This is a genomic window from Microbulbifer bruguierae, assembly GCF_029869925.1.
Lineage (GTDB): Bacteria > Pseudomonadota > Gammaproteobacteria > Pseudomonadales > Cellvibrionaceae > Microbulbifer > Microbulbifer bruguierae.
Window position 1 is genome coordinate 2,921,415 of the sequence record NZ_CP118605.1, and the last position, 23,918, is coordinate 2,945,332.

Below are 23,918 nucleotides of genomic sequence, written 5' to 3' on the forward strand. Positions count from 1 at the left end.
TTTTAGAGATTGTTGTTTCGACCGTATCCCTGGGCCGCAATACCCTGTCTGCGCTGATGTGTTTGCAGCCAGGGGTCTATAGTAATGGCGAACGGTTTTGGCGCGGAGGTCACCATGGCAAAGTTGCAACTAATTTGTGATGACATTCTCAATTTGCAGGGTGACGGATTGGTGTGTCCGGCACATAAACACCTTATTCGCGGGCGTGGACTGTCGGCGCAGATCTATGACCGCGCCGGAAAAGCGTTAGTCAGTGAGTGCTTACAACAGCCGGAATGTGCCGTGGGAGAGGCGCGCCTTACCGGTGCACCGGGGTTGGCGGTGAGCTACCTGCTGCATACGGTAACCCCCCAGTGGAGCAGCGGCGACCAGTGGGGCGCTGAGGCCGTGGCCCAATTGCGCTGCTGCTACCGCAGCGTCCTGGCCCTGGCCCGGGCGCATGGGATGCGCCGGCTGCTGTTCCCGGCCCTGGGCGCCGGCACCAACCGCTTTCCCCACCAGATCGCCGCGCACCAGGGGCTCGAAGTACTGCGCGAGGCACAGGACGACTTCGAGACACTCACCGTCTGTCTGCACAGCCCCGCCGCACTGGCCGAATGGCGCCAAGTCGACGCGCGTTTTTTTGGCCGCCGATAACTTGCCACAAACCCACGGATATCTGCGATGAACGCTTCCAAACGCCGGCAATTACAGCGTGAACACCGGCCGGAGAATATTGCGCGGCGGCTCGCAGAAACACCGCGGCCCCAGCGCCTGTCGGACATGGTGCTGGGGGGAATCGACGGCTGTATTACCACCTTCGCCATCGCTTCCGGCGCCTTCGGCGCAGGGCTTTCGCCACTGGTAGTGCTCGCCTTGGGCCTGGCCAACCTGCTGGCGGACGGCATCAGCATGGCGGTGAGTAACTACGAAGCGGTCAACGCGCAGCAGCGCTTTGCCGACAACGCCCGACGTATCGAAGAGGAGCATATCCACCTGGTCCCCGAAGGGGAGCGCGAAGAAATCCGGCAGATATTTGCCAACAAGGGATTTAGCGGACAAAACCTGGAACATATCGTCGATACGGTAACCGCCAACCGCGGCTTGTGGATCGATACCATGCTGACGGAAGAGTACGGACTCAGCGGTACGCCCCCCGACCCGCTGGCCTCGGCCTGGTGGACATTTATTGCGTTTATTGTGGTCGGCGCCATTCCACTGCTGCCGTTTCTTGTTCCAGCGCTGGATTTTTCCCGCCAGTTTATCGTCAGTAGCCTGCTGGCAGCCCTGGTGTTTTTTTCCATAGGTTTGGTGAAAGGCTGGATCTATCACAGCTCTCCATTGCGTGCAGGGATGAAGACATTATTGCTGGGTGGTTGTGCGGCAGCGGTAGCGTATCTCGTCGGCAATGGAATGCAGCGGGCATTTGGCGCCATTTAGTGGTGAAACTGCCGGACTTCTACGGGTTTAGCCCCTTGACAGCACGCCGCCGGGTCACGGATTATTTTGGGGTTGACATCCATTATCATTCGCCAAATTCAATAGGATAGGCCCGTGGACCAGTGGAAGGAAACCGTCGCAGCGGCCAACTGCGCCTATAGCGAGGGACGCCATGCCGATGCCGAGCAGCTGTATATCGATGCCGCCCGCCGCGCCGCCCAGTTTGTTTCGCAGTGGCAGGATCGGGAGGCTGCGGTGGCAATGCTGTCGGTCAGCAATCAGAACCTGGCGGATCTCTATTTTCGTCAGGGCCGACATCCTGAGGCCCTCTCCACCTACGGCCACCTCCTGGCCCAGCTGAATTCCCTGCGCAGCGCCTCCGACGGCGATCCCGAGCTGGCCCAATTTGCCGAGCGCGCCTGGCGTCGCGTTGCCAGCGAGTTGTCGGGCGAAGTCCGCTCCCGCAAGCTTGCCCTTCCTGAAGACAATCCCGGCCTGGCCCAGGCTCTCGCCACCACGACCTGATCCTCCCAAATATCACTCAGTGACCGCCGGGATCAGAGTCATTGATTTTGCAACGGCATAAAGCTAGCTTGCTCTGAACGGTGTTTCATCGAGGAAGCTGGTGGCCGGTGCGCCCCACCGTGTTTCAACGATGTCGACGCTTTCGATTCGTAGAATTACCCAACAGGAATAATCGCCGTATGAAATTATTTGGCAGCTACACGTCGCCTTTCGTGCGCCATTGTCGTATCGCCCTGATGCAGTCCGGACTCGACTGGGAAATGGTGGAGCTGGATATCCACACCAGCGAAAACCCGGGTACTCCGACGTTGCGCGTCCCTTTTCTGGAAGATGGTGAACGGAAGCTGACCGACTCCACACCGATTATTAAATATGTGCGTGAGAAATCCGACCAATCATTTATTCCCGATGTGCAGGATCTTGACCGCTACTGCCTTGCCAACACTCTGCTGGATGCAGCGATCAATCTGTTCCTGCTGGAGCGCAGTGGTATTGATATCGATACCAATAAATACACCCGTCGCCAGCAACAACGTGTCGAATTGGTGCTCAAGGAGCTTGATTCCGTAACGCTACCCACCTCCGGTGATTTGAGCGATGCGGATTACCGCGTGGCGGTCGCTGCAGCCTGGGGGCAGTTCCGCAACCGGTTTTCCATTGCGTCTCATGCCAATCTGCAACAGCTGCTGGAAATTGCCGGAAAGGACCCGGTTTTCGTTGCGACCGCGCCGCCAGCAGCGTAACCGCTACGAAAACAAAATAGCGACAAGCAAGACATTTATCCGAAGTTTCAGCGCTATGGATATTTCCTAGAAAAGGAATAATAAAAATGAGCGACGATATTTATCAGGCTCCTGAGGCCGACCTGGAATCTGAGGTCGAGGTGGTCGAACACGAGTTTTATGTGGTGTCCGGCCCAAAATTTCTGGCTCTGATGATCGTCACACTGGGTTGGTATGAACTTTACTGGTTTTACCGGCACTGGAAGAATTACCGCATCTGCCACAAAGAAAGTATGTGGCCGGTTATGCGTGCCATTTTTTCCATATTTTTTGCCCACTCACTCTTCGGAAAGATTGATGCCAGCCTGCAGGTGGAAAATAAAAAATTCTCCTGGTCGCCCGGGCTGTTGGCAACGGTTTATGTAGTGTCGACTATAGTGAGTCGCTTGGCAGAGCGATTCGCCAACTATTCGGATGAAATAACGGTAATCGATCTGATTTCCCTAGGCTTGTTCCCGATCGTGATATGGTGCCTGTATCGCGTGCAGATGGCCGCGAATATTGCCTGCAATGACCCGCAGGCGAGCAGCAATGCCAATTTTACCCCGGCTAATTTTATCTGGCTGGCTATGGGGGCTCTGCTTTGGGGCCTGGTTATCTTTGGACTCTACGTTGGATTTGTAGAACCTGATTGGGCTTTATCTTAAAAAGTAGAACACCAATGGAAATTTATCGTCGCTGGCGGGAGTGTTCTGTGGTCAATTTACGGTAGAAAACGTTGCGAAAAAATCGAAACAAGTTGGGATGTTGAGCTAGCTCAATAGTTCCTGTAATCCCTTGGCGATATACACACTACTAACCAGCAGTATTACCGCGCTGCCAATGCGCTTGAAATGGTGATCGTGTATATGCACCAGCAGTATTTTTCCCATCACATTGCCGAAGATCGCTGCCGGAACCACGGCAAAAAACAGCCATTGCGGCAGTGAGATCGACAGATTCAGAAACATGGCGTAGTAACCGAGCTTGATCACATGCCCAAGGGTCTGGGTGATCGCCTTGGTCCCAATGATTTGATGTCGGGTGAGAGAGCTCTTTACGTAGAACAGATCCAGCACCGGCCCGGAAACCCCGGCCAGCATTTGCGCCGTTGTTACCAGCAGACCGGCCACAAATGCGACCGGTTTACGGCGGATATCCGGAGCCATTTTATTGGGTATCAACAGCGCGATAAACGGAAAGCTGCCGATCAACAGGAACATCACTCCCTTGCTGGGAACAAACGTCAGTATCAGAAACAGCAACAGGATCAGCAGCGAACCGGCTGTGTAGGGCAAAAAAACATTCCACTGCACATGTCGCCGGTGTAGCCAGATACGCGAACCGTTGGACGCCGCCTGAGTAACTCCGTGCAAAACCATTGCTGCGGGTACTGAAAGAAAAAATCCGAAAATCCCCATCAAAATCGAACCGCCGGCCATACTGAGTACGCCGGAGGTGAGGCTGGTAATCAGGGTTGCGACAATCAGAAGGAAGTAGGTCATTGGCCGCGCTCAGCGTTGCGATAGGTCTACTATAAATTTAATGACCGGCGGGATGGTATGACGGTGTGGTATGAATGAGGCCAGATTCAATGACTTTGACCTCATTGAACGGATTTAGAATCGGTAGCCAGTGCCCAGGAGAAATGCGACACCTACAGATTCGTCTTCGTAGGCTACGCCCATGGTTTCAGCCTTGAGATAAAGCCCGGATGCGGTGCCGGACAGGGTAAAGCGGGCGCCGATACCCAAGGTTGTGCCGGTGCTGGTGTAAGATTCGGTATACGTAGGGACGCAGTAGTAATAGTCGTAGCAGCCGCCCTGGTAAGTGAATGTTTCCTCGATACTGCCGAGGCCGACTTTGCCATAGAGCCGGAACCAGCCGGTGTTGAAGTCGTGGCCAATGTTGGCGCCGACATACTGGATATTCAACTCGTCATCATAGTCGCTCTCGCCGGAGGCGTATTTGACTTCGACACCAACGATGTCGTTGAAGTCGTAACCGATCTCAAGGGCTTGGCCAGTGTATTCGCACTCGCTGCAGTCGGAGTTGGCCGCACTGAAAATGCCACCGCCGATATAAAAACCAGCGTCGTCAGAAAAATTTTGCTGTGCCTGTAGCGGAGCGGACAGGCAAAGCGCGCCCAGTACTGCCGAAGCAAGCTTGATTGCGGAAGCTTTCATAGGTAATTCCATTCTTTTTAGCTTTTGGGTATTTCAGGGGGCGGGATTTTGTCAGGTTTTGGGGCATTAGGCACGCGCGAACCTGCGGTTGGTGGTGTCCGAAACGCAGGGGAATATAAAAAACGGGCCATCTGGCCCGTTTCGAGTTGGAGAATGATTTTTCGCGTGCTTGCGCATATTTTCCTGCCGAGTCTTCCTGCAGGAAAAGTCCAGAAGCGCTGACTCTATCTGCAATTACCGCGTAAAACCCTGGCGAATATCCGCTGCACGCGCGGTTTCACAATAGGCGATCACGGCGGTAACCTGCTGCTCGGCGAGGCCGGTGTAGGTACTGGGGTCAAACAGCCGATCCAGTTCGTTAGCGGTAAACAGATTGCCAAGATCTTCACTTTGCTCGATGGCAGCGCGCAGCCCGATACCGGTTTCTGTCGCCTCCAGCGCGAGTTCATGCAGGCGTGTATTGGCGGTGGTTTTACCGAGCTTTTCCGCCAGTGCGAAGGTGACCCGCTGGGACATGATCATACCGTTGGTTTTGTTCAGGTTTTCCGCCATCGCCGACGGATTCACTTTCAGGTTGCTCAGTAATTTTCTGGCGGTCTCCAGCATGTCGGAAAAATCGAGAGAAATTTCTGCGAGCAGGCGGTTGGTGTGGGAGGTGTTGTCCCGTTCAAACACGTTAACCATATCGTCGGTGATGACTTCGGCGGTGCGGGGAATGCGGCGGGCGTGGAAAACCAGCGCTTCGGATTTACTGGGGTTTTTCTTGTGGGGCATGGTGCTGCTGCCCACGGCGGTGCTTACCCGCTGTTCCTCGGTTTCGCCAATGTCCGACATCTGCAGCAGAAATAGTTCGTTGCCGATACGCCCGTAGGATTTGCTGATTGCCGCGAGAATATAGGCGTACTCCGCAATCACGTCGCGGGCGCCGTGCCAGTCGTCCGGGTAAGGCGCCTGCAGGCCAAGCTGCCGGGCAAAGTTTTTTTCCACCGCCATGCCCTGTTCGCCGAGACCGACATAACTGCCCACTGCACCTTTCAAAATGCCGGAGTGCTGCAAACGGGCATAGACCTGTTTGAGGCGTTCGATATTGCGGCGGTTTTCGCCCAGCCAGCCGCTGACTTTTTTGCCGAAGGTGATTGGCAGCGCGTGTTGCCCCAGGGTACGCCCCACCATAACGGTGCTTTTTTGCTCTTCCGCCAGCCGCATCATGATGGTTTCAAGCTCCCGCATCTGGGCTATCAAGGTGCGGGTAGCCGCGCTTAGCTGCAGCACCAGGGCGGTATCGTAGATATCCACGGTGGTAGCGCCATAGTGCATGTATTCGGCGGCGCGGGGGTCCAGCGCGCGCTGCCAGACGTTGAGCAGCGCCACCATGCGGTGCCGCACCTTGTCGTATTCCTGTGCCAGGTCCTGCTGACTCACGTAGCGGACATGGGCCTTTTCCCGTAGTTCTTTCGCCGCCCACCGGGGAATCATGCCCTCCTCCGCCTGCGCAGAGGCGAGCGCGGCTTCGATATCGAGGACCTTCTGGGTTTGGTATTCCGCAGAGAAAATTTCGTCGACCGAAAGGGTGTCTGGTTTGGTGCTCGCGGATTTTGTACTCGCGGTGGCGGCACTGGTCAGCCAGAGCAGTGCGCCGCCGATGAGCAGGGTACGGATGATCGCCATGGTGAATAGGGTTTCCTATGTCCGAAGGATACGAATTTTCGGTATGGTTTGACGGCCTTCAGTTCAAGAGGCGCGGCGCCCACTGAATCGCGACCAGGGTCAGCACCACCAGGCCGAACAGGTTCAGCGCGATACCGGCGCGCACCATCTGCGGAATGGTCAGCAGGCCGGAGGCGTACACGATGGCATTGGGTGGTGTGGCCACCGGCAGCATAAAGGCGCAGCTGGCAGCGAGGGTGACGGGTACGCACAGCAGCAGTGGCGAAATGTCCGCCTGCACGGCAATCGCGGCCACCGCCGGCAGGAAGGTGGCGGTGGTGGCGAGGTTGCTGGTGAGTTCGGTGAGAAAGATCACCAGTGCGGTGGCGGCGATCACCAGCGCAACCACACCGATTGCCGATACCAGTGACAGGCTTTCGCCGAGCCAGGCGGCGAGGCCGGATTCGGATACCTGAGCCGCCAGGCTGAGGCCGCCGCCAAACAGGATCAGCACGCCCCAGGGCAGTCGGCCTACATCGTGCCAGGTCATCAGGTGCGGCTGCTTGTGGTCACCACTGGGCATCAGGAACAGCAACAGTGCCGCAATCATGGCGATCCCCGCGTCGGAAAGCCCCTCCAGCCCCAGCGCCGACGACAGCGGCCGGCGCAGCATCCACGCCAGCACTACCAGTGCAAATATGCTGGCCACCCGCGCTTCCGGGCGCGAGATGGGCCCCAGTTCGGCTTGCAGTTCTCGCAGGTGAGTCTTCACTTCCGCGCTCTCGGGGATCTCCACCCGGTATATCCAGCGGGTGAGCAGTAACCAGCCCGCCGGCAGCAGGATGGCGGCCACCGGCACACCCACCAGCATCCAGCGGGCGAAGCCGATCTCGATACCGTAGTTCTCGGTCATAAAAGCTGCCAGCAGGGCATTGGGCGGGGTGCCCACCAGCGTCGCCAGGCCGCCGATGGTGGCGGCGTAGGCCAGTGCCAGCAGCATGGCGGTCTGGAACTGGGATTTGGCCTGCTCGGTCAGGCCCTGCACATGCTCCACAATGATGGCGGTCACCGAGATGGCGATGGGAAACAGCATCATGGTGGTGGAGGTGTTGGTCATCCACATGGACAGCAGTGCCGCCACCAGCATAAACCCGCCGATCATGCGCCGACCGTCGGTGCCAGTGCGGCTCAGGATCATCAGCGCGATGCGCTTGTGCAGGTTCCAGCGCTCCACCGCCAGCGCCAGTACGAAGGCGCCCATAAACAGGTAGATGATGGGGTTGGCGTAGGGGGCGGCGGCCTCCTTGATGGAGGTGATGCCCACCAGTTCGAAGGTGGCGATGGGCAGCAGCGCGGTCACCGGAACCGGTACGGCTTCCGTGGCCCACCAGGCGGCCATCCACAGGCCGATGGCGGCCACCTTCCAGGCGACCGGGTTCATGGTGGTCTGGGCGTCGGCGAACAGCATCATCAGCGCAAACAGTGCCGGCCCCAGCAGCAGACCCACCGTCTGATAGCTGGGGTTCTGCAACCTGGCGGTGGACTCGGCTGAGAGGCTGGCCGGGCTCGAAGTATTGCTCATGGAAAGAATCTCGAAATACGCGGTGTGCTGTGCCGCCCGCGCCGGTGTCCTACCGGGGCGGGGGCCAGTCAGGGTAAAGGCTTAGAAGCTCGATCTCAGGCTCAGGTAGTAATAGCGGCCATAGTCGCTGTGGGCATCGGAGAAGAAGCCGAAGTAGCCGTCCGCCAGGGGCGCGCGTTCGTCGGTCAGGTTTTTCACACCCAGGCGCACGCGGTTACTCGCCCCGGCGTAGTCGAAGCGGTAATCGACGGTGGCGTCGTAGGTGGTCATCGATGGCAGCCAGTAGCGGGTGCCATCTTCCAGGGTCAGGTCTTCGTCATAGAAGCGACCGACACTGTAGCCGCCCAGGGATGCGCCGAAGCGGTCGTAGCGCCAGGTCAGGGTCAGCGAGTGACGCTCTTTCTGATTGCCGTTCTTCTGGATCAGGTCGGCGAAGCCCGCCACCGGGAAGTTACCGGGGATTCCACCGCTGGCCTGGGCATCCACCAGCAGCAGGGCATCGCCACCGGCTTCCTGATCGAATTTGGTCAGGTGTGAGCCGTTGTACTTGAGGCTGAACTCACCAAAGTCGGTGGACAGGTCATAGTAGACACCCAGGTCGTAGCCCTCGAGGGTACGGGTATCCAGGTTGGCGTAGTTGTCCTCTACGTAGGCAATGTCGCCGGCGGCACAGATGCCGGCCGCTTCATAGATAGCCGCTTCGTCCAGGCCCACCTCGTCGCGCACAACCGCACTGTTGCCGACCCCATCGCAGTTGCCGTTACCGGCTTGCAGGCGATAGTAGAGATCCAGCAGGGTGTGGTTTTCCTCACCCAGCAGGCCGATGGTGTTTTCCTTCTCGATACTCCAGAAGTCCACGGTCATGGTCAGGCCATCCATCGGCGTGAACACCAGACCCAGGGACGTGTTGGTGGACTCCTCCGCTTCAAGGTCCACGCTGCCCTGAGCGATGCGCTGGATATTGTTTTCGCAGTCCAGTACATCCTGGCCCGGGTCGCCGCCGTTCTCGGCCGCGTACACACAGGCCCAGTCAATGCGGGTGTTGTTGCGCGCAACAATCTCCTCGTTGATGGTCACCATGTTCGGTGCGCGGAAGGCCTCGGACCAGGAACCGCGCAGCAACAGCGATTCAACCGGGCGGTAACCAAAGGCCACCTTGCCCACGGTGGTATCGCCGAAATCGGAGAAGTCCTCGTAGCGCAGCGCCAACTGCAGGTCGAAGTTGTCGAACACCGGTACCTGCAGTTCGCCGAACAGGGAGGTCACCGAGCGGTCGCCGCGGTTGTCCGGTGTCGGGCTGGAGTTCACCACGTCGGACACGTAGGGATAGGTATCGCCATCGGCATCGGTGAACACGATGGTGCCGTCGAGACGGGGGTCGCGGTCGTCCACGAAGGACTCCTCGCGGTACTCAAACCCCGCCAGCGCCGCCACCGGGCCGGCGGGCAGGTTGAACAGGTCGTTGTTGGAGAATTTCACGTCGAAGCTTTTCAGCTCGCTCTTGCTGTCGCGGCGCACGTCGACCAAAGCGCGCTCGATATTGCTGTTCACGCCCCCGCTCAGCGGGTTGTACGCAGCCTCGGTAGGATCGTTGAGGGCTTCCTGCATCAGCAGGTTGGAAACGCGGTTGTGGGTGACGTCGCTTTTCTCGTCGCGGTTCCAGAGTACAGCGGTATCCCAGTCCCAGTTGCCCAGGCTGCCGCGCAGGCCTTGCAGCAGACGGATATTCTCGCCGTCGTTGTCGATGATCCGGGGCACTTCCGCAAAGCGGTAATTGTCCAGGGTCATGTCGACACCCCAGGGGTTGTAGTAGTTGTCGGCGCCAAAGATCAGTTTGGACGCGGTGAAGGATGCCGCCGGGTGGGCGCGCTTGTTGGTGCTGGAGCGGTAGTAACCGATCTCGGAGAAGCTCTCGATACCGTTGCCCAGGTCGTGATTCACAAACACGAACAGGTTGTTGCGCTCGAGTTGCGAGCTCACATCGCGGAATTCGTTGAGGTTGTAGCGCACCGTGCCCTGGCCGTCGACGGCGCCGCACACCTGGTCATTGATGGCGTACTCGCAGCGCTCGTCGCCCACCGGGTAGACCTCAAGTTCGCCACTGCCGTCGGTGATGCCATCGAGACGGCCCGAGTCCACCATATCCAGCTGCGGGTACAGGGAGTTGGCGCTGTCGTTACGGAACGCGGTATCGCCGTACCAGGGGGAGTCTTCCGGCACCAGCTCCATCAGATCGGAATTCGCCCAGCGCGAATCCTCGGAAGCGGTGATGCGGTCCCGTCGGTAATGGCTGAAGAAAGTGCTTACATTGGTGCGGCCCTCGTTGAAGGTCTCGCCCCACTCGATGCTCAGGTTCTGGGCATCGCGTTCGAAGTGATCGTATTCGGTCTGCTTGAAGGAAATGCTGAAGCCCTCGAAATCGCTCTTCAGCACATTGTTCACCACCCCGGCTACCGCATCGGCGCCATAAATGGCGGAGGCGCCGTCGCGCAGCACTTCCACCCGCGCCAGCCCGGAGGTCGGCAGCATGTTTGAGTTGACGGTTACCACCGGCACAAAACTGCCGCCGATTTCTTCTGTCTGGTAGGCCGCGGCGTTCACCACGCGGCGACCGTTCAGCAGCACCAGAGTGTTGCCGGTCCCCAGATTGCGCAGGTTAAAGGCGCCGATATCACCGCGCGCCGCATTCACCCCACCACTCAGGGTTTCCGCCTCATTGAAAAAGTTTTGCCCGTTCTCGGGGATCATGGCGAGCAGTTCGTCGCCGGAGTCGACGCCAAGAACTTCGATATCGTCGGCGCTGATTACCGATACGGCCAGAGCTTCATTGATCTTGGCACCCTTGATCTGGGTGCCGACCACCGATACTTCTTCCAGTGACTGCTCTTTACCGACACTCTTTGTGGCGGATGTTTGCTTGCTGTCGCCGGCGGCCTGGTCCTGAATGGCCAGGGCCAGCGGGCTCAACAGCATGCCCGAAATCAGGCCGATACCTGACATCGCGCCGAAGGAGCGCTTGAGGCGCGGTTGGGATATCGCTGTTCTATGATCGGCTTTTAGGCTCATGGCGTTTTTGCTCATGGTATGTACCTGTTATTTTTTTAATTGTGAGTGCTCGGATAGCACCGCCGGGGTACCTCTAACCCTTAACAACGCATGAGACAGGGAAAACCCCTACTAAGCGGAAACGGAAATTCAGTCGCTAATGAATCCCGGGCGGGTGGGGGTGGGAGATTGATTGAGGGGAATATGTTGCTGCGGGGTGTGTTTTTGCACTGTCGCAGGCTTGGATGTTGCCGGGTTGTGAATACCGAAACCGAGGCCCACAGCGATCAGTAACAGCACTGCAATGGCCTGCCAATTGGCCCGGCGCGACGGTGATGGCCACACATCGGTGGCCGGTGCCCCGGTAACCGGCGGTGGGGTTTGCGGAAAAAGAAATACCTGGGGCGCATCGATCTGTCCCCGCACTTGTGACAGGGTGGCAGTGCGGGCATAGAGTTGCGACAGCTCTTCAAATGCCCAGCGGTGCAGTGGATCTTCATCCAGCCACACAGACAGGCGCTGGCGTTCATCCAGCGAGACGTGATCGGCATCCAGGCGCGCCAGCCAGGCTGAGGCCTGGTCCATCACCTCGTCGGGAATGCCGATACAGAGCCACTCATCCAGCTGCAACGTCTTGATCCTTCTCATGTTGGAGGGTGGATTGAGATGGGCATTCCGCTCCCCGGCCGGTGTTTCTCAGTTGCACGATATGCTCGCGACACAGGCGCATGCCCCGCGCCAGGTGATTTTCCACGGTCTTTGCGGAAACCCCCAGCACTGCGCTGATCTGGCTGTGGGGCATACCGTCGATTTTGCGCATGACGAAGACCTGGCGGCACTTTGGTGGCAGCGCATTGATGGCCGAAATCAGCAACGCCTGCTCCTGATCCCGGCTGGCCTGGTCCTCTACATCATTGTGATTCTGCTCCGGGGACATCACCAGTTGCAGGTGGCCACCGTGTTGTGACGCCATTTTCTGGTGCCGCAGATGACTGATGGCAAGGTTCCGGGCCACTCGGAACAGGAAGGCGCGCGGTTCAGGCGCCCGTTTTTCCCTCAGCGCCTGCAGCAGTTTCAGGTAGGCTTCCTGCAGCACTTCTTCCGCCTGCGCAGGCTCGAGCATACGGCACAGACTGGCCAGCAGCTGCTTGCGGGTATCGGTGTGAATCTGGTCCAGTAACTGCAGAATTTGCGCTTCTCCCTGCGGATCGGATCCACGGGGCGCGAACAGGCTGAGACGCAGCTGGGGAAAAAAGCTATTCGACATGGGTAATTATTCGTTGTTATTTTGTCGTTAAGCCGGTGTATTGCTACGGCCCGAAAACCTTAGCACGTTCTTTGCCGCAAAAGGAAACCGCAAACCTTGAAAACTCTGATCATTACCTCGCTGGTAATTTTTTTCTGCGGATGTGTCGCCCAGTCGACCATTCCCACGTTTCCGGATCCAGAACTCAAACGTGCACAGGTCACCCCAGGCACGGTGTACCGCGCGATCGAAATTGAAAATGCATTGAATGCAAAAAATGGAGAACTGCTAGAAGCGGGCGCGCCGTGGTTTGAAGTCATTCCGGGGCGAATTCCCGTTGTTATCACCGCACCGCACGCCACGCGCCCACTGCGTGATGGCAACCGGCGCTTTTCCGATGGCGGCGGCACCGCGGCGCTCGCGCTCGCGGTGGCGGAGCTGACCGGTGCCCACGTCATTTACACCACCGCCGAGGGACCATCGGACCCCAATTACTACGACGACAATGGTTTCAAGCGCGCCTTGAAACAGCTGGTCGACGAGGTTGAACCGAAACTGGTGCTGGATATCCACGGCAGCCACCCGTTCCGTCCCTACGATGTGGATCTGGGCACTATGGGCGGTACTTCACTGCTGGGGCAGGAAAATATGCAGCGGCAGCTTGTCGAGAGCCTGCGCCATGAAGGCATCCTGAATATTTCCGACAATTTTTTTGCGGCGACAAAAAACCAGACCATTACCAAATTTGTCGCGGCCTATGAAACGCCCGCAATCCAGTTCGAAGTGAACACTACTTACCTGTCACCAGCAAAGGGTGATATCGAAGCGCAACGGTTTTCCCAGTTGCTGCAGGCGTTAGTGCGGTTTGTGGATATTGTGCAGCGGGATTGATGTTTCGGGGCGAGGAGGAGACCGGAAATCAGCGAAGTTTCTGGAATCGCAGAACCAATGACTCTGATCCCATTGAAAAAGCGAGCCTCAGGTGAGGCTTGCTTTTTACCGAATTCAGGGCTGAGTAATTCTAAATACTAACGTTCAATACAATGTGGTCGATTTAAAGATTCGCAGTGCTGAGCCAGCCTTTGCATTTCATCGATATGGTTACAAGATGCGGCTTTAGCATATTGCTTTGTCAAAGCGAGGCCTTCCTCGGTTTTATAGGGGACCGGGACTGTTCGCTCTTCGCCATAGCCGCAATTGAATGCGTATTGGTAGTGACGATAACCTTCAGAGTTGACCTCACTATTGCCACTGTTCACTGGTTGTTTGTTGGTGCTAAAACTGTGTACGTCAGCAAAAGAATCTAAATCCATTGCGGGCTGATGGCTGGTCCCTGACTGGACTACCGACATGGTCGCCCGTGCCGCTAGCTCCCCGCCTACGGCCGGATCTATACCTGCATCTGCGGCGCCAGCTACAACGGCAAGGCCCGCAAGCCCTCCAGCAACCCACTTCATGCCATCCTCTCCTTCCGGTAATAACGCTCCACACCCGGAAGTTGCAATAGTAATAGAGGATATAAAGACCCCAGTAATTAGCTTGTTCATTTTTAGCATTTCCCCCCAATTTTTTTCAAATACAGAAATATCGTTTTGTGCTTGTAGATGGCTTGTGTACGGATTTTTTGATCGAAAGATCGGAATTGATTTTTTGTTTTACAAGTACTGCTTGGTCAACTTTTTGTTTTGTCACTAGCCTGCGTCGCGCCGGATCTTATATAAGTGGGCAATGGCGTGCAATGCGCCAAAAGGGCGTGTCTCAACGTGTCGGATATCGTCTGTTTTTTAGGATTAGGAATTATTTTTAGTAAATCTATTTTTGCGGGAATGAAAGTCTGCTTAACAAGAAGGGAGGTCGTAGTGCTTTGAGCAGCCATATAGAAATGAGGATTATTTTCGCAGGACAGCTCATTTTTTTACTCCATAAAAAAACGGGGCCAATTGGCCCCGTTTTATATTGCTTGCGAAGAAATTACTTCTTCGCGCGCTTGCGCATGTTTTCCTGCAGGATCTTCTTGCGGATCCGGATGCTTTCCGGGGTCACTTCCACCAGTTCGTCGTCTTCGATGAACTCCAGCGCCTGCTCCAGGGTGTGACGGATGGGCGGTGACAGGGTCAGCGCGTCGTCGGTACCGGAAGCGCGCACGTTGGTGAGCTGCTTGGCCTTGGTGGGGTTTACCACCAGGTCATTGCCGCGGGAGTGGATGCCGACTACCTGGCCTTCGTAAACTTCCTCACCGTGGCCCAGGAACAGGCGGCCGCGGTCTTGCAGTGCGAACAGGCCGTAGGCCAGGGTTTTGCCCTTGACCATGGACACCAGTACGCCGTTGATACGCTTGGCCACGTCGCCCATCTTCACCGGACCGTAATGGTCGAAGATGCTGGTCATGATGCCGGAGCCGCTGGTGATGGTGAGGAACTGGTTGCGGAAACCGATCATGCCACGGGACGGTACGATAAAGGTCAGGCGCACGCGGCCCTTGCCGTCCGGCTCCATGTTGGTGAGGTCAGCTTTACGCAGACCCAGCTCTTCCATGATCGGACCCTGGTGCTGTTCTTCTACGTCGATCACTACCTGCTCGTAGGGTTCCTGCACTTCGCCATCGACGATCTTCTGTACTACTTCCGGGCGGGATACACCCAGTTCGAAGCCTTCGCGACGCATGGATTCGATCAGTACCGACAGGTGCAGTTCGCCGCGGCCGGATACTTTGAATTTGTCCGGGGAGTCACCCTGCTCTACACGCAGTGCCACGTTGTGGATTAGTTCCTGCTCCAGGCGATCCTTGATGTTGCGGCTGGTAACGAACTTGCCTTCTTTACCGGCAAACGGCGAGTCGTTCACCTGGAAAGTCATGCTTACGGTGGGCTCGTCCACGGACAGCGCCGGCAGCGCTTCCGGGTGTTCCGGGTTACACAAGGTGTCGGAAATGTTCAGCTCACCCACACCGGTAATACACACGATGTCACCGGCGCTGGCCTGTTCCACTTCCACGCGCTCCAGGCCCAGGTAACCCATGACCTGCAGCACCTTGGCTTTGCGGGACTTGCCTTGGCTGTCGAGGATCACGACCTGCTGGTTCGGCTTCAGGGTACCGCGGGTGATACGGCCAACGCCGATGACACCGACGTAGCTGTTGTAGTCCAGCGCAGAGACCTGCATTTGGAAAGGACCTTCACGGTCTACCTGCGGCGGCTTTACCTTGTCGACGATCATCTGGAACAGCGGGGTCATGTCTTCCGCCATATCGGTGTCGTCGAGACCGGCGATACCGTTCAGGGCGGAAGCGTAGACTACCGGGAAGTCCAGCTGCTCGTCAGTGGCACCGAGGCTGTCAAACAGGTCGAATACCTGGTCCATGACCCAGTCCGGACGCGCACCCGGGCGGTCGATCTTGTTGATCACCACGATCGGGTTCAGGCCCTGCTCGAAGGCCTTGGAGGTTACAAAGCGGGTCTGCGGCATGGGGCCGTCTACCGCGTCCACCAGCAGCAGTACCGAGTCCACCATGGACAGTACGCGCTCTACCTCACCGCCGAAGTCGGCGTGTCCGGGGGTGTCGACGATGTTGATGCGGTAGTCATTCCAGCGGATGGCGGTGTTCTTGGCCAGGATGGTGATGCCGCGCTCTTTTTCCTGATCATTGGAGTCCATCACCCGCTCGGAGTCGGCGCTGCGGCGGTCCAGGGTGCCGGACTGGGACAGCAGCTTGTCGACCAGGGTGGTCTTGCCGTGGTCAACGTGGGCGATGATCGCAATATTGCGCAAATTCTCTATCACTGGGGGCCTCTGGGGGTAATGCGTGACTGGGTGTGCACTAGTTGGGCACACCGCGAAAATTAGGTACAGGCGGGGCTGTGCTGAGATTGGGAACAGCGGCTATCCGGCCAAAGCGCGCGCATTATAGAGGCGAACCGTGACAATTGGGAGTTGATTTGGCGGAAATTTGTGCGATTTGCTGCTGTCACGTTCCGATAGATGTTATCGGCAGCGCATATTAGTACCGGTTTTCCTTCGGGTAATAATGAAAATAAAAAGAGGGCTTGGCACCGGTTTCCCGCGACTGCCAGGAGGTTGGATGACTAGTCGCGATTTTGCCGCGGTCTAGGAAGTTTTGAAACGTTCGCGAACCGGCTCCCGGACGTTCGCCAATCCCAGAATGAGGCAGTAAGGGCCATTGGACTATTCAGTCGCGATCTCGGCAAACTTTTAGCCGAGATTGGCACCGCACCCAGTTCTACCCCGCCCCGAGCTAGGACTCGAAATCACACATGTCCCTATATGAGGCATACAGAAAACGGATGAGGGATATTGCGTCAATTTGCGCCAAATAGTATAAATCGGCGAAAAATGTGTGATGCATTTATCACGCACGAAGGAAGAGGCGCGCCGCATCCATAGTGGTCGCGGACTTATCTCTCCCCCCTCATGCTGGTCGCGGCTGGGGTGCGGTTTTCACTTCATTCTGAAGCACAGAAGTAATCCGAATATGGCCATGGTGTCCAGAGGTGCGAATTGCCCTGTGGGTATTGTTCGTGGAATCACCAGCTCCAAGTTCTGTGCGGATTTTCTCGGCAACTTCTCATGTGCCGGGTTGTGCCTGTTATTTTGCAATGACGATTTCGGTGACTCCAACGAACGGAAGTTGCCGGAGCTGGCGCTGCAATAAATAAGGGTTTTCCCTGAAATCTCTTTTCTGGAAAAGAGAAAGCTTACTCAAACATTTACCGTGAACAATGCAATTCGAGTGCAAATAAAAATATGAAAAATATCGGCTACATGATTTTGGTATCGCTGTTGCTGGTTGGTTGTGGGGGCGGCAGCAGCGGCAGTTCTGATAATAATGGGGGAGACGGGGATGGCGGTGGCTCTACGCGATATCAGGTATCCGTAAGTGCATCACCTGCAGCAGCCGGAACGGTTACTGGTGGTGGAAACTATGACGCGGGCAGTAGCGTGACCGTGTCGGCTGCTGCCAATGCGGGTTATTCGTTCGTCGACTGGATGGAATTCGGGGAGGGTGTTGCCAGCTCTGCTGAATACACATTTACGCTCAGCGCAGAGCGCAGCCTGACCGCAAATTTTGTGGCAAATGAATACCGGATCGGTGGCACAGTCTCAGGTCTGGTCGGCGCCCTGGTTCTGCGTAACAACGGTGGCGATGACCTGATCGTTGAAGCGGATGGCAGCTTCAGCTTTTCCGCCCCCGTTGTCCACGGTGAAGGTTACTCGGTAACGGTCGCCGAGCAACCGGATGGCCAAGCGTGCACCGTCGCACAAGGCAGTGGCGCGGTGAGCGCGGCTGACGTTACCGGAATCAGCGTCACTTGCATTGGCACCGTGGCCAAGAGTTGTGCGGACTACAACATGGATGGGCGGGCACCGGTGGTGCAAAACGATCTATATATGGATTTGGCTTCATTCACCAGAGATCCTTCCGCGCCCTACACTTCCGGTGCAAACGGAGAAGACCCCCGAGGCGTTCTTGTCGAGGGCCCAGATGGAAATTTCTACGGTGTGACTTATCGAGGAGGCGTCCCAGCAGATAACGGCGCTGAATACCAGGGGTACACGGGCGAGGGTGTCGTCTTTCGTCTCGCGCCCGATGGTACCCTGGCCCGACTACATACGTTTAATTACATTTCCGGCGATGCGCTTTACGGTACCAAGCCCATGGGCGGGTTGGTGTTGGGCAGCGATTGCCAGTTGTACGGTACTACCTACCAAAGTGGGGGCGTGTCGGGAACCAACGGTGGAACCGTGTTCAGGATCAGCCTCGAAGGCGAGTTGACCTACCTGGCGGGCTTTCAGGGCGGTAATGGCATGTCGCCTCGCGAGCGCCTCACCTTGGGAAGCGACGGGAATTTCTATGGCACCACCCTTGCCGGTGGAGCCCAGTACGGAATTCTGGCTCAGAGATATCAGGGTACCGTATACAAACTGACTCCGGACGGAACGCTGACCACGCTGTTTTCATTTGACAAGGAGAATGGCGGCACGCCCACAGGGCCTCTGGTAGAGGGAGATGATGGGTACCTGTACGGAATGACCCGTTATGGCGGTACCTTTGACGGCGGCACTGTATTCAAGATTTCGAAAGCCGGTGACTTCAGCTTGTTGCATTCCTTCAACAAGGAGCTGACAACGCTGGACCAGGAATTCGGACTCGCGAAAGGTGCGGATGGGAATTTCTATGGATTTATTCAATATGGTGGGGCTTTCAATGCCGGAGGCGTGTTCAGAATCACGTCCCAGGGCGAATATTCGCTGTTGAGCTCCTTCAATCCGGTGACGCCGGAGCTCGGCTGCAATTGTGGTATTGCTTCACCTAATGGCAGTCTTGTGTTGGCGGCAGACGGATTCCTTTACGGTGTCGCAAACATTGGTGCCGCAGCGGCCGGTAATGGTTCCAAGGGTGCGGTGATCAGGGTGACCCATGAAGGTGATGTAAGTCCTCTGGTGTATTTCCAAGACTATGGAAATGCCTGGACTGAGGGTTTGACTCAGGGCAGTGACGGGCATCTTTATGGCATGTCACGTGAGGGTGGTACCGAAGATAACGGGCTGATCTACCGCGTGCTGCTTCCGTAACTGCCAGCTAACCCTCCTCGCGAGAAGTACCGCTTTTGGGACGGTCGGTCTGCGGGGAGGCATTTTTCGGGCCTCGGGGGAGTTTGGTATTTGCCTGTCGCGAAGCTACAAACTGTTACAGTCGAGCCGCTCGGTTATGCGCTCAGGCGAGTTACAGTTTCCCATTGTCAGGTTTTTTGGCAGATGAGAATAATGACCGGGTTGGCCGCGTGCGCCCCGAAGTAACACAGTGGAACTGAAGTATGAGTGACGCAGACGTAACCGCCGCAACTGAGACTCCGTCGGATGTCCAGGACGAGCAACTGATGGAAAACCAGGATCAGGGAAGTGCTGAAGGTGCAACAGAAAGCGCAGAAGTGACCGAGCCGACCGCGGGCGAGCAGCAACAGCCGAAACCCGAGCCTGTGCGCAAGTCCTGCTCCTCCGGCCTGGCGCAGTGGATGCACCAGCGCCAGTTGTCGGTGGCGTTCACCTCCTATCAGTCTGGCCGTGTCTACATGGTCGGTGCCGAGCCCGGCGGCAAGCTGTCGTTCCACGAGCGCATCTTCCAGCGCGCCATGGGCATTGTCGGCAACCGCAAGCGCATCTATATGGGCGGCCTGTATCAGGTGTGGCGCTTTGAAAACGTATTGCAGCCGGGGCAGGTGGCGAACAAGATCTTTGATGCCTGTTATGTGCCGCGCAACGCGCAGTTCACCGGAGAGGTGGACATCCACGAGCTGGGTATCCAGAAAGACGGCAAGATTATTTTCGTCAACACCAAGTACAACTGCCTGGCGGAACTGAGCCTCTCTCACAGCTTCCGAGCTATCTGGAAGCCGCCGTTTATCTCCAAGATCGTACCGGAAGACCGCTGCCACCTGAACGGTCTGGCGATGGTGGACGGCAAGCCCAAGTACGTCACCGCGGTGTGCAAGTCCGACACCATCGACGGCTGGCGCGAGCGCCGTGACAACGGCGGCATCGTGATCGATGTGGAAACCAATGAGATCGTGTGCGAAGGCCTGTCGATGCCGCACTCCCCGCGCTGGGTGGATGGCAAGCTGTGGGTGCTGAACAGCGGTACCGGTTACCTGGGCACCGTGGATTTCGAGAACAAGTGCTTTGTGCCCCACACCTTCTGCCCGGGCTTTATGCGCGGTCTCGCGATTCACGATGGCTACGCGATTGTCGGCCTGTCCAAGCCCCGTTACGAGCGTTTCGAGGGACTGGATCTGGATAAGAACCTGGCTGAAAAAGATTCCGAAGCCTGGTGCGGTGTGCAGTTCATCAACCTGCAGAGCGGTACCGTGGAGCACTGGATTCGCCTCGATGGCCCGGTAACCGAGCTGTTCGACCTGACCGTATTGCCGGGCGTGCGCTGTCCCATGGGCATCGGCCAGCAGAGCAAGGAAAACCTGACTATGGTGACCTTTGAGGATGCCACCAGTAGCAGTGACAGCGGGCTGGCACAGGCTTAAATATTGAAGCGGTTTAAATATCTATCTTGATCTTTCAGGGGGCGTAAGCCCCCTTTTTTGTTTTGTTAGCGCTTGTTTGGCCAGCGCAGGGTAGCACGGGTGCCGCCGAGGGTGGGGGAGCGGTCCAGGGACAGTTCGCCCTCGTGCCACATCATGACTTTCTTGACGATATACAGGCCGAGGCCATAGCCCTGGTCGTCGGTGGCGGAGCGGGTGAAGGCGTCGGTCAGTTCCAGCGCGTCGCCGCCCAGCCCCGGGCCGTTGTCCTCTATTCTCAGCACACAGAATTCACCGTCAAAATCAAAGTGCAGGTTCACACGGTCGCGGGCGTATTTACCGGCGTTGACCACGAGGTTCTGAATCGCGATGGTGAGGGAATCCGGTTCCAGCCAGCCTTCGCCGTCAGGGAAATAGTAAGCAATTTCCAGTTCCGGGCACTGCACTTCCAGGGTTGATCCCAGTTCGTCAAAAAAGCTTTCCAGTGCGACCGGCTTGCGCGCAATCAACTGCTCATTGATCTCGATGCGGGCAAAGTTCAGGTATTTTTCCACCAGCTGCTCGATATCGCGGGTCGCGCGGCTGATCACCTGGGCACTTTCGCTGTCGCTGTCCACCAGTGCCTGCTGAAATTTGATCCGCGCCAGTGGCGTGCGGATTTCATGGGCGATAGTGCGCGCGAGATCCTGGTTCATCTCGAAATAGCCGGTGACGATATTGGCCATACGCCGAAAGGTTTCCGCCAGCGGATAAATGGTGGAGCGGCGGCTGACCGCTTCGGGCATGTTGAACGGTTTCTGGCTGAAGCGGATTGCCTGGTTCTGCAGTTGGTTGAGATCGCGAAACAGCGGCCAGGTGAGCAGTGCCAGCATCACCAGCATCACGCCGATAAACAGCAATCGCCACTGGGTGACGCTCTCCGCGGGCTGGTGGGGGAAAGGGCCCACCTCGAGGATGGTGTTGCCGTTGAGGTGATAGAACAGAATCTGGTTTTCACCGGTGTCGAGACCCACCACTTCTCCCGCATCCAGGCGCTTGCGCAGGGGCTTGGCGAAGTGGATGGCATCGGCGGAATAGCGCTGGGCGATGGGCGCTTCGCCGCGCTCCAGCGCCTCTGCCAGCTGCGCGGCACTGATGGTGTATTCGTGCGGGGCGGCGGAGTAGAGGTTGTAGAGGGTGGCTACAGCGGAATACACCACCACCAGCGCCAGCGTCAGTACCCCGACGAGGCGCAACATCTGTTTGCGCATCAGTCGCGGGCCGTATTCAGGGAGTAGCCGCGTCCGCGGATTGACTGAATGGCCACGCCCCCGGGAATGGCATCGAGTTTTTTGCGCAGGCGGCTGACGCGCATGTCGATCACCCGGTCGAGTCCGTCGAACTCGCGCCCGATCACCCGCCGGAACAGGTACTCGCGGCTCAGCAGGCGCGCGGGTTGTTCGGCGAAAATCTGCAGCAGGTCGAATTCGTTGGTGGTCAGAGACAGGGTGGTGTCGTGGACGATCGCCTGGCGGCTGACCAGGTCGACCACCAGCGGGCCGAACGTCAGGCTGGCGACAGGGGCCGCCTGACTGTTGCTCAGGCGCAGCTGTGCTTCAATTTTTGCCCACAGCAGATGGGGGTCTACGGGTTTTACCAGGTAATCGTTGGCGCCCAGTCGCAGGCCGGCCACCTGGTCGTCCACCGAGCTGAGTGCGCTGAGGAAAATCAGCGGGCAGCTCAGCTGGCTGCGAAATTGTTCCAGCAATTGGAAACCACTGGCATCGGGCAATACCACGTCGGCAATAATCAGGTCGTACTCGCGGTGGTGAATGGCTTTCATGAACTCGTTGCCATTGGCCGCGTAGGTCACATCACAACCGCGATCGGCCAGAAAGCGCTGGATCAGCTGTGCCAGCTGCTCGTCGTCTTCGAGCAGCAGCAGGCGATGTCCGGAAGATGGGCCGGAAGATGATGTAGTGGCAGCGGATTCGCGCTCCGCTGCGGGTATTGTGTTTGCGGCGTTCATAACAGCCCCCAGCCGTACCGGCGTCGGTGTCGTTTTGGGTGGTACTGGGCCACTACCAAGGTGGCTGCGGCCACCGGCGCACCGGTTTCGCCCTCGGTTACCGTGAACTGGATGTCCTGTTCACTGTTGATATAGACCTGCAGGTCCTTGTCGGTGTCGCCCCAGAAGCAGCGGATCAGGCCTTTGCCGACCACGGAGAGGCAGTAGCGCACATCGTCTTCATCCGCGCTAAACGCGACTTTCACGGATACGTTGCAACTGGTTTCGTCCTCGCCCACCGCGCACAGGCTGGGGGTGATGTGCAGCTCTGCCGTGGCTGCGGTTATCGGCAACAGGACGAGGAATAAAAGCAGGATATACCGCTTCATTGCCCGTTACCGATGGAATACTGGAAGCCGGCAAACCAGCTCAGGGTCTCCGACTTCTTCATCAGCAGCGGCAGGCGCCCGTCCATATCGAAGTCGGTGTACTTGGCGCCCATGCGGAAATCGATGTGGTTACCCAACGGGTAGGAAAAATGCACCCGCGCATAGCGGTCGGTGACATCGTCCGGTGGGTATTGCAGGGCGTAGGAGCGGGCGATGCCGCCGGCTTCCGCCTGTGTCACATGGTAGTAGTAGCCCACCAGATCGGCGTCTTTCTTGATGGCGCCGATGCCGTAACCGAATTTCCCGCCGAGAAATTGGAATTGCTTGTCGAGACTCAGATGGGTTTCGCTGCCGTAGTGCACCTCGGAAATGTCGTGGAACGACGCCAGCGAGAGATCCGCGTATTTGCCTACGAGCGTGAGGCTTGGCCCCGCCACTACGGAAATGTCCCGCTCTATATCCTCCAGCGTGTTACTGCCGGCATTGACCAGAAAGTTGGTCAGAGAGCTCATGGCCAGGGCACTGGAGTCGAGGTGGTAATAAAAGCCGTCTTCGTTGGGCTGCGCCACCAGATCGACATAGAAATTCTTTTCTTCCAGCAGGGTGTAGCCGACGGTGAGATTGCTGATAAAGAAGCGCTCGCCGTAGTAGGAAAACGAGGGCAGGAAGGCGGTTTCACCGTCGTCTTTGCCTTTAATGGGGTTTTCTATGACGCCGCGGCCGCTGGCCAGGCTGAGCTTCCATTCGGGCACCTGCACATCCCCGGCCAGCGCGCTGAGCGGACCGGCGGTCAACAACAGGGTAAACAACAAGGGGGGCAGCGTGTATCTGAGCATCATGCTGTGTGATATTGGACGTCTGTTCGAAATTTGAACGCTTTTTTATCACACGGGCGTACCACCTCCAACAAATTGATACAAATCATTACAAACTGTTACACAGCGTGGGTATGCAGAATAAATATCGGCAGTTTTTCCGCAGGGGCGAGATTTTGCTCTGCACCGCTTTTCCACGCATCAAGCCCAAGGTTTGCTGGCGCAAGGTTCTGCAAAACCCAACCGATTCAGGGGATTATCCTGACTC

21 protein-coding genes are annotated in these 23,918 nt (G+C 57.4%); 8 read left to right on the plus strand and 13 right to left on the minus strand.

All coding sequences use genetic code 11. From position 1 onward, the window contains the following. Positions 1–84: 84 nt before the first annotated feature. The 5 genes from PVT68_RS12230 to PVT68_RS12250 all read left to right on the plus strand — a co-directional run bounded on the left by PVT68_RS12230 (position 85) and on the right by PVT68_RS12250 (position 3,373). The gene (locus tag PVT68_RS12230) at positions 85–636 is read left to right on the plus strand and encodes a macro domain-containing protein (RefSeq protein ID WP_280318439.1); all 552 of its coding nucleotides are present in this window, start codon (positions 85–87) and stop codon (positions 634–636) included. A gap of 27 nt (positions 637–663) precedes the next feature. After that, complete coding sequence (locus PVT68_RS12235; protein ID WP_280318440.1) at positions 664–1,419, plus strand: VIT1/CCC1 transporter family protein; 756 nt, start codon at positions 664–666, stop codon at positions 1,417–1,419. A gap of 114 nt (positions 1,420–1,533) precedes the next feature. After that, a complete protein-coding gene (locus PVT68_RS12240) occupies positions 1,534–1,944 on the plus strand; it encodes a hypothetical protein (RefSeq protein ID WP_280318442.1) in 411 nt (136 codons plus the stop codon). Between the two features lie 179 nt (positions 1,945–2,123). Beyond that, positions 2,124–2,687, plus strand: a complete 564-nt coding sequence (locus tag PVT68_RS12245) for a glutathione S-transferase family protein (protein WP_280318444.1) — start codon at positions 2,124–2,126, stop codon at positions 2,685–2,687. A gap of 86 nt (positions 2,688–2,773) precedes the next feature. Continuing rightward, positions 2,774–3,373: a hypothetical protein gene (locus PVT68_RS12250; protein WP_280318446.1), complete on the plus strand. Its 600-nt coding sequence runs from the start codon at positions 2,774–2,776 to the stop codon at positions 3,371–3,373. A 105-nt stretch (positions 3,374–3,478) separates the two neighbouring features. Here the strand turns inward: PVT68_RS12250 and PVT68_RS12255 are convergent, their stop codons facing one another. The 7 genes from PVT68_RS12255 to PVT68_RS12285 all read right to left on the minus strand — a co-directional run bounded on the left by PVT68_RS12255 (position 3,479) and on the right by PVT68_RS12285 (position 12,432). Further along, positions 3,479–4,210: a sulfite exporter TauE/SafE family protein gene (locus PVT68_RS12255; RefSeq protein ID WP_280318448.1), complete on the minus strand. Its 732-nt coding sequence runs from the start codon at positions 4,208–4,210 to the stop codon at positions 3,479–3,481. 114 nt (positions 4,211–4,324) lie between these two features. Continuing rightward, the gene (locus PVT68_RS12260) at positions 4,325–4,891 is read right to left on the minus strand and encodes a porin family protein (protein WP_280318450.1); all 567 of its coding nucleotides are present in this window, start codon (positions 4,889–4,891) and stop codon (positions 4,325–4,327) included. 234 nt (positions 4,892–5,125) lie between these two features. Then, complete coding sequence (locus PVT68_RS12265; RefSeq protein WP_280318452.1) at positions 5,126–6,559, minus strand: lyase family protein; 1,434 nt, start codon at positions 6,557–6,559, stop codon at positions 5,126–5,128. 58 nt (positions 6,560–6,617) lie between these two features. After that, positions 6,618–8,120, minus strand: coding sequence for an SLC13 family permease (locus PVT68_RS12270; RefSeq protein WP_280318454.1), 1,503 nt, complete (start codon positions 8,118–8,120; stop codon positions 6,618–6,620). 81 nt (positions 8,121–8,201) lie between these two features. After that, positions 8,202–11,201, minus strand: coding sequence for a TonB-dependent receptor domain-containing protein (locus PVT68_RS12275; RefSeq protein ID WP_280318456.1), 3,000 nt, complete (start codon positions 11,199–11,201; stop codon positions 8,202–8,204). A gap of 114 nt (positions 11,202–11,315) precedes the next feature. Further along, the gene (locus tag PVT68_RS12280) at positions 11,316–11,795 is read right to left on the minus strand and encodes a FecR/PupR family sigma factor regulator (protein ID WP_280318457.1); all 480 of its coding nucleotides are present in this window, start codon (positions 11,793–11,795) and stop codon (positions 11,316–11,318) included. Continuing rightward, on the minus strand, positions 11,782–12,432 hold the full coding sequence (locus PVT68_RS12285) for an RNA polymerase sigma factor (RefSeq protein ID WP_280318459.1): 651 nt from the start codon (positions 12,430–12,432) through the stop codon (positions 11,782–11,784). The genes PVT68_RS12280 and PVT68_RS12285 overlap by 14 nt, the downstream gene beginning before the upstream one ends. Positions 12,433–12,528: 96 nt before the next feature. Here PVT68_RS12285 and PVT68_RS12290 point away from each other — a divergent pair, with 96 nt between their 5' ends. Beyond that, complete coding sequence (locus PVT68_RS12290; RefSeq protein ID WP_280318461.1) at positions 12,529–13,302, plus strand: hypothetical protein; 774 nt, start codon at positions 12,529–12,531, stop codon at positions 13,300–13,302. Between the two features lie 137 nt (positions 13,303–13,439). Here PVT68_RS12290 and PVT68_RS12295 read toward each other — a convergent pair whose 3' ends face one another. Continuing rightward, positions 13,440–13,958 carry a hypothetical protein gene (locus PVT68_RS12295; protein ID WP_280318462.1) on the minus strand — a complete coding sequence of 173 codons (519 nt, stop codon included), beginning with the start codon at positions 13,956–13,958 and terminating at the stop codon, positions 13,440–13,442. Between the two features lie 424 nt (positions 13,959–14,382). Further along, complete coding sequence (gene typA / locus PVT68_RS12300; protein WP_280318464.1) at positions 14,383–16,191, minus strand: translational GTPase TypA; 1,809 nt, start codon at positions 16,189–16,191, stop codon at positions 14,383–14,385. 981 nt (positions 16,192–17,172) lie between these two features. Here typA and PVT68_RS12305 point away from each other — a divergent pair. Both PVT68_RS12305 and PVT68_RS12310 read left to right on the plus strand, forming a co-directional pair. Continuing rightward, entirely contained in the window at positions 17,173–19,002 is a 1,830-nt protein-coding gene (locus PVT68_RS12305) for a choice-of-anchor tandem repeat GloVer-containing protein (protein ID WP_280318466.1), read from the plus strand. 242 nt (positions 19,003–19,244) lie between these two features. After that, positions 19,245–20,462, plus strand: a complete 1,218-nt coding sequence (locus PVT68_RS12310) for a TIGR03032 family protein (RefSeq protein WP_280318468.1) — start codon at positions 19,245–19,247, stop codon at positions 20,460–20,462. A gap of 65 nt (positions 20,463–20,527) precedes the next feature. Here the strand turns inward: PVT68_RS12310 and PVT68_RS12315 are convergent, their stop codons facing one another. The 4 genes from PVT68_RS12315 to PVT68_RS12330 are packed head-to-tail and all read right to left on the minus strand — an operon-like array spanning position 20,528 to position 23,674. Beyond that, a complete protein-coding gene (locus PVT68_RS12315) occupies positions 20,528–21,709 on the minus strand; it encodes an ATP-binding protein (protein ID WP_280318470.1) in 1,182 nt (393 codons plus the stop codon). Continuing rightward, entirely contained in the window at positions 21,709–22,467 is a 759-nt protein-coding gene (locus PVT68_RS12320) for a response regulator transcription factor (protein WP_280318472.1), read from the minus strand. Before PVT68_RS12320 ends, PVT68_RS12315 begins: the two co-directional genes overlap by 1 nt. Then, the gene (locus tag PVT68_RS12325) at positions 22,464–22,835 is read right to left on the minus strand and encodes a DUF3019 domain-containing protein (protein ID WP_280318474.1); all 372 of its coding nucleotides are present in this window, start codon (positions 22,833–22,835) and stop codon (positions 22,464–22,466) included. The genes PVT68_RS12320 and PVT68_RS12325 overlap by 4 nt, the downstream gene beginning before the upstream one ends. Then, the gene (locus tag PVT68_RS12330; RefSeq protein WP_280318476.1) at positions 22,832–23,674 is read right to left on the minus strand and encodes a MipA/OmpV family protein; all 843 of its coding nucleotides are present in this window, start codon (positions 23,672–23,674) and stop codon (positions 22,832–22,834) included. The genes PVT68_RS12325 and PVT68_RS12330 overlap by 4 nt, the downstream gene beginning before the upstream one ends. Positions 23,675–23,918 lie beyond the last annotated feature (244 nt).